11 protein-coding genes and 1 tRNA gene are annotated in these 12007 nt (G+C 63.3%); 6 read left to right on the top strand and 6 right to left on the bottom strand.

The genetic code is table 11. From position 1 onward, the window contains the following. Positions 1-3 precede the first annotated feature (3 nt). Positions 4-1677 (top strand): DEAD/DEAH box helicase family protein, encoded by a 1674-nt coding sequence (locus AC1RUS_RS11190; protein ID WP_492915996.1) that lies wholly within the window; start codon positions 4-6, stop codon positions 1675-1677. Next, complete coding sequence (locus AC1RUS_RS11185; protein WP_492915994.1) at positions 1674-2195, top strand: hypothetical protein; 522 nt, start codon at positions 1674-1676, stop codon at positions 2193-2195. Before AC1RUS_RS11190 ends, AC1RUS_RS11185 begins: the two co-directional genes overlap by 4 nt. Position 2196: 1 nt before the next feature. On the opposite strand, the gene AC1RUS_RS11180 is transcribed toward AC1RUS_RS11185, so the two are convergent. Together AC1RUS_RS11180 and AC1RUS_RS11175 are read right to left on the bottom strand one after the other, a co-directional pair. Beyond that, entirely contained in the window at positions 2197-3375 is a 1179-nt protein-coding gene (locus AC1RUS_RS11180; protein ID WP_492915992.1) for a DNA cytosine methyltransferase, read from the bottom strand. A gap of 199 nt (positions 3376-3574) precedes the next feature. Then, the gene (locus tag AC1RUS_RS11175; RefSeq protein WP_492915990.1) at positions 3575-3997 is read right to left on the bottom strand and encodes a hypothetical protein; all 423 of its coding nucleotides are present in this window, start codon (positions 3995-3997) and stop codon (positions 3575-3577) included. 522 nt (positions 3998-4519) lie between these two features. On the opposite strand from AC1RUS_RS11175, the gene AC1RUS_RS11170 reads away from it, so the two are divergent. Further along, positions 4520-5512 carry a hypothetical protein gene (locus AC1RUS_RS11170; protein ID WP_492915989.1) on the top strand — a complete coding sequence of 331 codons (993 nt, stop codon included), beginning with the start codon at positions 4520-4522 and terminating at the stop codon, positions 5510-5512. Positions 5513-5611: 99 nt separating this feature from the next. On the opposite strand, the gene AC1RUS_RS11165 is transcribed toward AC1RUS_RS11170, so the two are convergent. Further along, positions 5612-6604: an MrcB family domain-containing protein gene (locus tag AC1RUS_RS11165; protein ID WP_492915987.1), complete on the bottom strand. Its 993-nt coding sequence runs from the start codon at positions 6602-6604 to the stop codon at positions 5612-5614. Positions 6605-6882: 278 nt separating this feature from the next. Further along, positions 6883-6959, bottom strand: a tRNA-Arg gene (locus AC1RUS_RS11160). A 72-nt stretch (positions 6960-7031) separates the two neighbouring features. Here AC1RUS_RS11160 and AC1RUS_RS11155 point away from each other — a divergent pair. From AC1RUS_RS11155 to AC1RUS_RS11145, 3 genes are all read left to right on the top strand, one after another. Then, a complete protein-coding gene (locus tag AC1RUS_RS11155; RefSeq protein ID WP_492915985.1) occupies positions 7032-8336 on the top strand; it encodes a dicarboxylate/amino acid:cation symporter in 1305 nt (434 codons plus the stop codon). A gap of 127 nt (positions 8337-8463) precedes the next feature. Next, a complete protein-coding gene (locus AC1RUS_RS11150; protein ID WP_492915983.1) occupies positions 8464-9621 on the top strand; it encodes a sensor histidine kinase in 1158 nt (385 codons plus the stop codon). Next, positions 9618-9977, top strand: coding sequence for a response regulator (locus AC1RUS_RS11145; RefSeq protein WP_492915981.1), 360 nt, complete (start codon positions 9618-9620; stop codon positions 9975-9977). The genes AC1RUS_RS11150 and AC1RUS_RS11145 overlap by 4 nt, the downstream gene beginning before the upstream one ends. Before the next feature lie 114 nt (positions 9978-10091). On the opposite strand, the gene AC1RUS_RS11140 is transcribed toward AC1RUS_RS11145, so the two are convergent. Further along, the gene (locus tag AC1RUS_RS11140) at positions 10092-10997 is read right to left on the bottom strand and encodes a beta-1,6-N-acetylglucosaminyltransferase (RefSeq protein ID WP_492915978.1); all 906 of its coding nucleotides are present in this window, start codon (positions 10995-10997) and stop codon (positions 10092-10094) included. 436 nt (positions 10998-11433) lie between these two features. Next, on the bottom strand, positions 11434-11949 hold the full coding sequence (locus AC1RUS_RS11135) for a CarD family transcriptional regulator (protein WP_035043469.1): 516 nt from the start codon (positions 11947-11949) through the stop codon (positions 11434-11436). Positions 11950-12007: the final 58 nt, after the last annotated feature.

Raw genomic sequence — 12007 nt, 5'->3', positions numbered from 1 at the left:
GGGATGTTCCTCGATGAACGCCGACTGTTGAACGGTCCCTGGCAGGCCTTTGAGCGCGACGTCGCGAGAGCGTTCGTGTTCTCGGGCTTCCACGATGTGCGTATCGTGGGCGGCAGCGGCGACATGGGCGCCGACGTCGTGGCGGTTAAGCAAGGGGTCGTCTGGGTGGTGCAGTGCAAGTTCACCAGCACCTCGGCCCCGCCCAAGGCCGCCGTTGAGGAGGTTGTGACTGCCAGTCGTTTCTATGGCGCCCACCAGCTGGCCCTGGCTACCAGCCGTCCAGCCGGAAACGCTCTGGTTGAAGAGCTGGCGCGGGTCGAGCGTCTTGGCTTCAAAGTCCATCTGCTCAATCCTGACAAGCTCATGCGGATGGTTCGAGCCGCGCCCGAGAAGCCGCCGAGCGCTCGCGAACTCCGTTCATATCAGCAAGAAGCCTGTGAGCGACTTTTCGATGCTCTGCAGGAGACAGGGCGTGGCCAGATCGTTCTGGCCACTGGTCTGGGCAAAACCGTGGTGATGGCCGAGGTCGTGGCGCGTCTGTTCGAGGCTGATGTGTTGACCCACCGACGCGTGCTGGTGATGGCCGACAAGCGCGAGCTGGTTCGCCAACTTCAGATCGGTTTCTGGGCGCAGCTGCCCAAGTCGGTCGCCACCCACCTTCTCGCGCCCGAGGAGGAGCCGGCTTTCTGGGAGGGGGTGACCTTCGCCACCGTGCAGACCGTGGCAAGTCGGATCGACAGCCTGCCCGAGTTTGACGCCGTGTTCGTCGACGAAGCTCATCACATCGGGTCGCGCACCTATCGCGAGGTGATCGAGCGGCTCGCGCCGCCGCGCCTTGCCGGCGTGACCGCCACGCCCTGGCGTGGCGACGAGTTTGACATCGACGAATTGCTGGGACAGCCCCTGGTCCGCTTTGGGATCGCAGATGGCCTGAAGCTCGGCTACCTCAGCGAGGTCGACTATCGCCTGCTCGCCGATGATCTCGACTGGGAGATGGTTCAGCAAACCTCGGCGTTCGGATATACCCTCACCGAACTCAACAAGCGCCTGATTATCCCGACGCGCGATGAGGAAGCCGCGCGTCTGGTGGCCGAAAGCTTCCGCGACGAAGGACGCCGCTCTGGTCTCGTCTTCTCGCCGAGCCTAGAGCATGCCGACCACTTCACTGCCATGTTGCGCTTGTTTGGTCTGCGGGTCGAAAGCCTCAACGGGACCATGGTGCCCCGTGATCGCGATCGACTGCTCTCGCGCTTCAAGAGCGGACAGATCGACATACTCTGCACTGTCGATCTATTCAATGAGGGCATGGATGTGCCCGACGTTGATCTGATCGTCTTCATGCGTGCAACCCATAGTCGGCGAATCTTCGTTCAACAGCTCGGCCGCGGACTGCGAGTAACCAAGGGCAAGGACAAGGTCGTGGTTCTCGACTTCGTAACCGATCTGCGTCGCCTGGCCGAGGTCGCCGAACTAGAGCGCGGAGCGACGCGTAACGCGCCAACTGAACGCCTGCCGCTGGGCGGTAGACTGGTGCGCTTCTCCGATGAGTCAGCCGGCTCATTCCTCATGGAATGGGTCCGCGACCAGGCTTCGTTGCTCTTGCGGGAAGGTGACCCGACCCTTGATCTGCCCCGCTTTGAATTTCCCGAAAACCTCCCGCACGGAAGCATCCAGTGAGTCTGCCCAAAGAGGTTCGCGAGGAAGTACGGGCTCGCCTTTGGAAGCATGCCGAGGAGCTTGATTGGAGCTCGCTATCGAGCAATGAAAAGTCACGCCACTACACCCAGTGGACAGATAGTGAGGCCATCGGCGGGGTCCTTTCGCGCCACATGAATGCGCGCGCCGTTCGAGTCTATATCAAGGACACCCTGTTGAAAGGCTTCGGGCGGGAGAAGCTCGTCGGATACCAAGCGCAGGTCCTGAGACTTGTTCAACGGCCGCCCGAGGATATCGTCCACATCTTCATCAAGCCCCACGGCCTGCGTCTAACGGGTGGATTGTCGGTCGCCTGGGGGCGCGCGGACGATTGGAAGATCCTGCTGGGCTCCTTGTTCGAGCGCGGCCACGGCGACGGCGTCGCCTCTGTCGCGGTGCTATTCCGCGCCGCGCCTCGCTTCACAAGCCAGACGTCCCGGGCCATGGTGCAAGACGCCGCGCGGCGTCTTGGGATCGAGCGCTGCGTGTGGTTCGACTGACCTAGATCGCCTGGTCAGGCAGGACGGCGTGGATCGACCGGGCCACGACCTCAGCCAGCTCCACGGGTACGGCGTTGCCTAGCTGCCGCATGGCTTCCGACCAACACCCCCGGAAGACGAAGTTGTCGGGGAAGGTCTGTAGGCGCGCGCTTTCGCGGACGCTGAAATAACGGAGGCGACCGTTGGCCCACACGCCCATGTTCTCGCCCCCAGGCACTCCGTGCACGCCGGCCTTTAGCGTCTTGGCCGGCTCGTCGACCGGGCTGCCGGTGTGACCCGCGTAGGAGCGTGCGCCGGGCTGAAATGCGTGATTGGCGATTGCTCGCGCCGCCTCAGGGCGATGCTCGGGATCAGGCAGATCGCAGATCGCATCGCGAACCGTGCGCCAGGGTAGCATGTCCGAAGCCGCATCGGCGGCCCGCTCAGACAGTCGAGCCATGGTCGCACTGACGGCTCGCTCTCCGCGAGCGATCCGGTGATGCTCCCAATAGGTCCCGCTCGCGCGCTGAGACCAGGCCAAGGCATCGCGCGAATGAGTTGGGCGCGGGAAGCACCATTGGATCTCGAGATCGGAACGAATGCCCACGAAGAAAACCCGCTCGCGTTTTTGAGGAACACCGTGGTCGGCCGCGTTCAGGACATTCCAAACGACGCGATACTCAAGACTCTGATCGCCCTTGCGGCCGGTGTGGTGGCGTTCCAGCCGGCGCAGATGGTCTCCCCAATCCTCATCGGTCTTTGCCACCAGCTCGGGGTACTGCAGCTGTAGCACGATGTATTCCAGGTACGATTGGAACGTTGTCCGCGTCAGGCCCTTGACGTTCTCAAACACGAAAGCGGCGGGACGGATCTCCCTCACAGCCCGAACCGCTTCTGGAAACATATCTCGCGCATCGGTCTGGGCGCGGTGTTTGCCTCCCACCGAGAATGGCTGACAGGGCGGCCCACCCGAAACGAGCTGCACGCGATCTTGATGCTTGCGGAAGTCAACGTCACGGACGTCGCCCAGCACCGTGTCGGGCCAAGCGCTCAGCAGCTCAGCGCCGAGCCGTCGGTTGTCCTCGAGCGTGTCGCGGCAGTACCGGTTCCACTCCACGATCTCGACCGGCTTGAAGCCGGCGCGCGAAATGCCCATCCCGAGACCGCCCGCGCCGGCGAAAAGCTCTACGGCGCGCATCATGGGTCAGCTCTCCAGGAAACGTGTGGCGATCTTCCACATCACGATTCGACCTTATCTCACATTCCCAGAGGACGAGCATCGGCCATCCCGCCATTGGCGATGACGACGGCCCCTGTGACCATTCGCTGAACGTCTGCTTCTTGGAGGCAAGCCAACGGCGGTTTGTGGCGTTCCCGTAGCCAGTCCATTCGCTACGTAATCAGAATGGGATGATGCTCTCGCGATAAGCCCGAACGATAGGTGCCCGCTCGACCCAATTCCCCTCTGGTTCAACCTGCCAGTTAGGGAACGTCTTTATATGCAGCGTCGAGGCCAATGCCCCGATAATCGGCTCCCGGTCGTCAAATTGCTGCGCGGTCAGATCGTAGATCAGGTCGCCGACCATCACCCAAAAATGGTGTTGATAGCCCGAAGTGTCACTTCCTTTTAGGACGCGAACGTTCTCCAGACCGTACTTATCCTCGAAAAGGTAGCGGAGGATGGCCGACACGCCTTCACAAGCGTTGGTCGGGAACGATCCTGAGAATGGATAATCAAGCACGGCGTCAGCGCGATTGCGCTCTAAGAAATTGAGCAGGCGTCGCGCCGACATATCTAGCTCGGCTTTCGTGGGTTTGATCACCGCGCACTCACCCCAGTCTAACTCCCGACCGCAGACCCTTCCGGAGGGCAAAGCGTAACTCAGTAATTTGGAGAAGGGCGATCCTGCTTCGGCAAACTAAAGGCATCATCCGATGCGAGAATATGAATTTATGGTTCCTTACGTTGCGAAGGAACATCTGCATACGTGGTATAAGCAATATGATCGAGGCGTTATGACGGACGAGATTTCGGCACTTCTGATTTCGAACGTTCTCGGCCGAATGACCTCTCAACATGCAGCAAGCGCGACCGACGCTGCATTGCTGGTAGAACGCCGCAACCATGGCTGCGGCGCTATTCTGAATGCGATCCAGAAACTGTAGCGGCATGGGTTGGTCGGCTGTTTTCCAATGGCCGGCTAACCTCATCGCTGGGGGTTGAGTGAACAGGATTGCTCCGTCGGAACCTTGCGGAAAGTTCGTAAAGCGTGGAGCCTAAGCTTGTCACGTTACCGAAAGGAGCCAGTCGCTTTACGTTGGTCAGAATTTCCCCGGGGGGGCTTTTGAAGGTCTATGTCGCTAATTTTGGGTACCGAAACTTTGCTTGGCCTGCCTGCCTTGAGCGGCACCAGATCGTCACGATGCAAGATGAATTGGTGCACCCCTTTTGGGCCGGCGGTGACAAGGCTGGGTACATCGATTTCTGCCTCGCCAATCTGAAAACCCAAAAGGGAATCGCGCCAACCAGGTCCGTTGCCGGCCGTTGGTTCAATCTCGGAACAATCATCACCAACAGCACCGATGATCTCTGGCTACATCAGGACGGAAAATTTCTTTGGTGGACAGTCACAACCGATAGTCCCGCGATCATCGAACTAGGCGTGGATCCCGGCGTGGCACCGGGGAAGCCGGCAGGCATCTACTACTATCGCAAACCTGCACAGCCCTGGTCCAACAGGAACAAGCTTGGTCAGCCGCTCGAATGGGGAGCGATCCATCCTAAGGCACCGGATTTTCTGGTCACTGAAGCGACGCTGCAGAGACTAGGTGAGGACTATGCCGGCTATGCGACCGCCCTCATCGAGGGAGGTGACCTATCGGGGTGGCACCAACAGCCCGAGTGGCGGGAGAGAACAGAGGTTGGGTCGCGAAAGAACCCCGGCACCATCTTCAATGCGCGTCAGAAAACCTTTGCGACGATGGCGCTTGGCGCTCGTGATACCGCCGCTGCAGCAAACGGGCAGCAAGTCCTAAAGAACTTGAAGATCAAACACTTTCGGTTCGCCAGCGCGATTGAGCTCGAGGGCTACATTTCCGACCTCTTCGATGCTCAAGAAGGGCTTTGTGCAATTACAGGCCTGCGCTTAAATTTCACCGGCGAGGGTGATCCGCAGCTGTGTTGCTCGCTCGACAGGATTGATAGCGATGGTCACTACGAATGGGGCAATCTCCAAATCGTTTGTCGGTTCATCAACTTCTGGAAATCTGACAGGGACGATGCCGAGTTTCGCCGCCTGATCGGAGTTGTTCGGCACTCCGCAGACTTTCAGGCCTGAAACTTGTAGGCTTGGAATGTACGGTTTCTGAAGGCGAGCCAGCTTCGGCTTATGGCGCGGCCCCGCCGGCTATGCAGGCCTCCAAATCGGCAGGGGTGGTTAGCGCTCCAGCAATGACGCGAGCGCACCCGACCTCACAGCCATGCGCAACGCTTCCAGATCGCTCGGGTCGCTCATTCGGTGAACGGCCCTGTGGCAGCTTGGGCAGAGAACCGCGAAGTCGCGTACCGGGTCGAAGGTGACCGTCACCCCGTCGTGCAAGGAACTGAGTGGCACCAAATGATGCGCATCGCACAAGCCCGCCGCGTCTTCGCCGTAGATTTCCGCCATCTCGAAGCCGCAGCCACGGCAGCGGGTGCCTTGCTGCTTTTTCACTGCGCGTGAGTGGCCGCGATCCCGCTCAATCGTTCGGTGCTGTCGATAGGTTTTGGATTGAACCAGCCCCTTGTTCGGGATTTCGTCAGTCTCCGCTTCCTCAACGATACTGTCCTCGGCGGCCCAGCCGCCCTCTCGCTTGAGATGCGCGTAGATGTCCAGCGCCTCAACCAGGTCGGCAATCATGTCTGCGTCTGATGGCAGGTTGCGTGTGTTGTATACTTTCCCGAAAACCGACCCCGCCTCGTACAGTTTCCCGCGCCAGACTGTCCTGTCCACACTCAGGTCCATATCCAATTGGACCAGCCTCCTGGCGAGCGGTCGAGCGCGGGCACGCATCACCGCCGCACGCCGCCCTAGCTCCAATTTCGCCTTCGGCACGCCGACTGCGTCCTTAAGTGTCGTGCAGCCCTGGGCAAGCGATAGATAGAGCCGCTCGCATCCTAGGCTCAGTAGGTAGACGACGTAGTAATTCCGCTCAGGGCTAGTCGTGACAGCCGGGTCCAGCACCACGACCCACGGCGTGTGTGTCCAGTCGCCTTTTCCAACACTTCCGCGAAAAAGGTAGCGTTTCGCCCGGTCGCCGAGCGCAGCCTTCACTGCGCTGACCAGCTCTGTCTCGACCACGTCTCTAAGCGGGTTGCCAGCAAAGGTGCCGTCGTTTCTGACGGGCCGTCGCGGGTACTCCTGAACAAACTGCTCAAACACTTCACGCATCGTGTACCCCCGCACGACGCTAACACATCTAGCTACGTCGGCCTCAACGCCCGGTCACGCTCGCGAACGGCCGTTGCGCCGATCACGTCGGACGTTTTACCCCAGGCTTATCCGCCGTGAGAGTAAGCCGCTGAACGTCGGCTTCTTGGACGTGCGTCAGAGCCCGTTGTTGGCGCAATGCTACCGTTACGGCCAAGTGATTGAGAACGCCTCTCATTATGGCCAGTGTTAGGTTGGCGTAGGGTCAGCGTTAGGTTGTCCCGACACGGAGAGCGCCCTGGCGGTCCAGGAGGGACTCGAACCCCCGACCTTCGCTTTAGGAAAGCGCTGCTCTATCCTGCTGAGCTACTGGACCGCGCGTTGCGCGGGCTCGGGGTCAATAGCGCAGGATGGCGGGCTTGCGAACCCCGTCCGGACGGGGGACGGAATGGGACTGCTGGGACGCCTTAAATCGCTGTACGTACAGGTTCTGATCGCCATCGCGCTCGGCATCCTGGTGGGGGCCCTGTGGCCGACGGTCGGGGTGGCGCTGAAGCCGCTGGGCGACGCCTTCATCAAGCTGGTCAAGCTGGTGATCGCGCCGGTGATCTTCTGCACCGTGGCCGGCGGCATCGCGCGGATGGGCGACATCAAGGCGTTCGGCCGGGTGGGCGTGAAGGCGCTGCTCTATTTCGAGGTCGTCTCGACCCTGGCGCTGGCCGTCGGCCTGATCGTCGGGCGCACGGTGCAGCCGGGCAGGGGCTTCAACATCGATCCGGCCGCGCTGGATCCCAAGATCGCCGCCGGCTACCTGGCCAAGGCCCAGCACGGCGAGGGGCTGGTCGCCTATCTGCTGCACCTGATCCCCGACACCTTCTTCGGCGCGTTCGCCGAGGGCAACCTGTTGCAGGTGCTGGTGATCGCGGTGCTGACCGGCTTTGCCTGCACGCGGCTGGGCGAGTTCGGCGACAAGGCCGCCGGCGCGCTGGAGGATCTGTCCAAGTTGTTCTTCGGCATCATCCACGTGGTCGTGAAGTTCGCGCCGTTGGGCGCTTTCGGGGCCATGGGCTTCACGATCGGCAAGTACGGCATCGACGCCCTGGTCCAGCTGGGCGCGCTGGTGGCGACCTTCTATCTGACAGCCCTGATCTTCGTGCTGGTGGTGCTGGGAAGCATCGCCGCGGCCTGCGGCTTCTCGATCCTGCGGTTCCTGGCCTACATCCGTGAGGAGCTGCTGATCGTGCTGGGCACCAGTTCGTCCGAGTCGGTCCTGCCGCAGATCATGGAGAAGCTCGAGCGGCTGGGCGCCAAGAAGTCCGTGGTCGGGCTGGTGATCCCCACCGGCTACAGCTTCAACCTCGACGGCACCAACATCTACATGACCCTGGCCACCCTGTTCCTGGCCCAGGCGACCAACACCCACCTGACGATCTGGCAGGAGCTGAGCCTGCTCGGCGTGGCCATGCTGACGTCTAAGGGCGCCAGCGGAGTCACGGGGGCGGGCTTCATCACCCTGGCCGCCACCCTGGCGGTGGTTCCGGACATTCCGATCGCCGCTCTGGCGGTGCTGGTGGGCGTCGATCGGTTCATGAGCGAGTGCCGCGCCCTGACCAATCTGGTCGGAAACGGCGTCGCGACCCTGGTCGTGGCCCGCTGGGAGGGCGCGCTCGACCGCGACCGGTTGTCGCATGAGTTGCATCGCGGGCCGGTTCCCGTTCAGGATTTGGTCCAGCAAAACCCTGACGCCGCCTAGGATTGCACCCCATAGGGGGTTAACCATACAACCCAAAATAGTCAAAGCTTGGCCAGGGCTCCGGCTTGTGGCCTCGCCGGGTCATGCTAGGTTCGCGCTTCGAGCGAGTGCTTCCAGGCTTAGATGAATGCTGGATATGGCGACCGAAGAGACGTCGAGCAGACAGCCTGAAACGGCGCTGCTGACGCTGGTCGAAACCATCGAGGCGCTCTCGGGCGCCAAGACGATCGACGACGTCGCCGCCGTGGTGCGCTCATCCGCCCGCCAGATCTCCGGCGCCGACGGCGTGGCCTTCGTCCTGCGCGACAAGGGCGACTGCTGGTACCTGGACGAAGACGCCATCGGCCCGCTGTGGAAGGGCCGCCGTTTCCCGTTGACGGCCTGCATCTCCGGCTGGGCGATGCTGAACAAGCAGACCGTGGTCATCCCCGACATCTACGAGGACGACCGCGTCCCACACGACGCCTACCGCCCGACCTTCGTCAAAAGCCTGGTGATGACGCCGGTGCGGCCCGACGATCCGATCGCGGCCATCGGCGCCTACTGGGCCAAGAACCACGTGCCGGCCCCCGACGTGGTGGCCAAGCTGCAGGTCATGGCCCGCGCCACCGCCGCCGCCCTCGAGAGCGGCCGGCTGTATGCCTCGCTCAACGAATCGCTGGAGCGCCGCACCTTCCTGCTGCGCGAGCTGGACCACCGGGTGAAGAACACCCTGGCCTCGGTGCAGTCGATCGCCAGCCAGACCCTGCGCACGGCCTCGTCCCAGGCCGCCTTCGCCGAGTCGTTCGAGGCCCGGCTGATGGCGCTGTCGCGGGCGCACGAGATGCTGACCCGCCAGGCCTGGGGCCGGGCCGACCTGCACAAGATCCTGGCGACGGCCACCGAGCCGTTCGGCGGTCTGGACGGCGGACGGCTGACGGCGCGCGGTCCGGCCATGGACATCAGCCCCGAGACGGCCGTGGCCATGCACATGACCCTGCACGAGCTGCTGGTCAACGCCGCCAAGTATGGGGCGCTGTCGACCCCCGGCGGCCATGTCGCCATCGACTGGGAGATCGAGAGCCTGGGCGAGGAGGCCGCCGAGAAGCAGCAGCTGGTCCTGAACTGGGTCGAACGCGGCGGACCGCCGGTGACCCGCACGCCCGAGCGCGAGGGCTTCGGCTCTCGGCTGATCAAGCGCGGTCTGGCCCGTGACCTGGGCGGATCGGCGGAGATGGTCTTCGAACCGCAAGGCCTGAGCTTTACCCTGCGCGCGCCGCTGTCGGTGCGGGTGGCCCGGGCATGAGCGGCAAGCGGATCATGATCGTCGAGGACGAGGCCCTGGTGGCGATGATGGTCGAAGATCTGCTGGGCGATCTCGGCTTCGCCATCGCCGGTTCGTTCGGCGCGGTCGGCGACGCCCTGGACTGGCTGAGCGGCGCCCAGGCCCTGCCGGACGGCGCGGTGCTGGACGTCAATATCGGCGGCGAGATGGTGTTCCCCGTCGCCGAGGCCCTGCGCGAGCGCGGCGTGCCGTTCGTCTTCGCCACCGGCTACGGCGACCTGCCGCGCCGGGGGTTCGAGGACATCGGCGTGCTGAGCAAGCCGATCAATATCGGCCAGCTGGGCCAGGCGATCAGCCGGTTCGGCGCCGCGGCATGAGCCGCTGAAGGTTTTGGGCTAGACGTGAAGCGGCAAAGTCTGCCGCAGACCGTGATGGCGATTGAGCTCCGCCTTGAGGCTGTCGAGGGGGCGCCAAGTCCCCCTCTCGCGCCTTCAGGCGCCCTCGAGCACCACGTCGGCCAGCGCCTTGCCGTCGGCGGGGCCGACATCGCGGAGCGCAGGCAGGTCAGCGTCGCGCAGGCGGGATTCCAGCAGGGTGAGGATGTCGGCGTCGACGTCCGCGTCGAACTTGCGGGCGAAGAGGTCGGGGCTGGCCGTCAGGCGCGCGGCGTCGGCCATGGTGAAGGTTCGGGGGCGCAGCTTGACGTCGCCGTCGGGCACCCAGTCGATCGTCCGCAGGTCGTCGTCGACAACGCGGCCGTGGACGTCGCTGTTCATCATCACCGTCTGGAAGAAGCCTTCGTCGGCGATCAGGGTGTTGCGATAGAAGGCCTTGAACCGATCGGCCGCCCGGTCATGGCAGACGAACTGGCAGAAGGCGCGGCTGACGATCATCCACTGATTGCCGATGAAGGGCGTGGCGCCGCGCGGGAAGCGTCGGTTGATCGGGGTGCGCAGGATGCGGGCGCTCAGCTCGACCACGTATTTGCGCACGCGGTGCATGGTGTCGGGGCGCGCCAGGGCTTGGTCGGCCGTCTTGATGAACTCCTGGCCGCGATGGCGCGTCAGGAAGGCGGTGATCGCCGCCTGGCTCTTCAGCGGGAAGTCCTGGCCGCTGAGATTAATGAAGAACTCCCAGGTCGCGCCCATCTCCAGCAGCTTGGCCATGCCACGCAGTTCGGCGTCGACTAGGCTGTAGCCGCCCCACAGCGCCTTGCGGCTCTCCAGCAGGGCGGCGTTCGGATAGGCCGACAGGAAGTCGGCGATCTCGGCCCGCAGCGCCGGCCCGGAGTTCTTGTCCACGTGGATGACATAGTGGTTCTCAGGGGCGTGGATGGCGCGGAACAGGCGCTTGAACTGCTCGGGATAGCGGTGAACCAGGACAAGGTATGCGATCACGCTGGTATTCCTGGACGCTGGAACGCGCCGATGTCGTTGGGAGGCCGGGAGCAGGGACGGTATGGCCCTGGGCTCGCGCGCGTCGCGCGTCGTCTTCGGGAGGCCGTCCGTCTTGTCGTGGGAAAGGGACGCGCGCCCACGTTCGCCCGGGCGGAGCCGCCGGGCGTCGAGCACTGCGTCTTGATGCGAGGCTAGAAGGCCGGCGAGCGCCGGCCGTGTCGATGGATCATGGAAGCCCCTTTCCGGGGTGCGATCGAGACGTTCCGCCAAGCGGATCGGGACTCGTCGTCGGCGCGTCCAGCGCCGTGATCACACCCTATCACGTCATGACCTGCGGAAGGGGGAATTCACGCGGTTCGACCTTCCGCGCGCAAAGAAAAACGCCCCCCGCCGTGAGGCGGAGGGCGTTCTGATCTTTAGTCCGTCTAGCCTGGGATCAGGCCGCGGCGGCGGCCGTCTTGACCAGCGACTTGGTCAGGATGCCGATGGCGGCTTCGCGATCGATGCGCTCGATGGCGGCGACTTCACGGGCCATGCGGTCCAGGGCCGATTCATAGAGCTGGCGCTCCGAATAGGACTGTTCCGGCTGGTTCTCGGCGCGGTGCAGGTCGCGGACGACCTCGGCGATCGAGATCAGGTCGCCCGAATTGATCTTGGCTTCGTATTCCTGGGCGCGACGCGACCACATGGTGCGCTTCACGCGCGCGCGGCCCTTCAGGGTGGTGAGGGCTTGCGACACCACATTGCCTTCGGCCAGCGGACGCAGGCCGGCCGTCTTGGCCTTCTTGGTCGGGACGCGGAGTGTCATTTTCTCGTGGTCGAAGGTGATGACGTAGACTTCGAGCGACATCCCGGCCACTTCCTGGGTCTCGATGCCCTGGATGCTGCCCACGCCGTGCGCGGGGTAGACGACGTGATCGCCGACCGAGAATTCCAGACCGCTCTTGCTCATGTTCGTCCTCATCAATGCGGGCCCTCGGGGCCCGGAAAACCGTCGTTCCATCTCCGCC

It is taken from the genome of Caulobacter sp. GW821-FHT10F06 (genome assembly GCF_058809215.1).
The sequence above is the reverse complement of the archived record's forward strand: the minus strand, read 5'-3'. Positions and strand labels throughout refer to the sequence as shown.

What these genes read in the sequence shown, in the direction of transcription:
- AC1RUS_RS11190 (WP_492915996.1), top strand. Translation starts at nt 4, where the DNA reads ATGTTCCTCGATGAACGCCGACTGTTGAACGGTCCCTGGCAGGCCTTT.
- AC1RUS_RS11180 (WP_492915992.1), bottom strand. Translation starts at nt 3,375, where the DNA reads ATGATGCGCGCCGTAGAGCTTTTCGCCGGCGCGGGCGGTCTCGGGATG.
- AC1RUS_RS11165 (WP_492915987.1), bottom strand. Translation starts at nt 6,604, where the DNA reads ATGCGTGAAGTGTTTGAGCAGTTTGTTCAGGAGTACCCGCGACGGCCC.
- AC1RUS_RS11155 (WP_492915985.1), top strand. Translation starts at nt 7,032, where the DNA reads ATGGGACTGCTGGGACGCCTTAAATCGCTGTACGTACAGGTTCTGATC.
- AC1RUS_RS11150 (WP_492915983.1), top strand. Translation starts at nt 8,464, where the DNA reads ATGCTGGATATGGCGACCGAAGAGACGTCGAGCAGACAGCCTGAAACG.
- AC1RUS_RS11145 (WP_492915981.1), top strand. Translation starts at nt 9,618, where the DNA reads ATGAGCGGCAAGCGGATCATGATCGTCGAGGACGAGGCCCTGGTGGCG.
- AC1RUS_RS11135 (WP_035043469.1), bottom strand. Translation starts at nt 11,949, where the DNA reads ATGAGCAAGAGCGGTCTGGAATTCTCGGTCGGCGATCACGTCGTCTAC.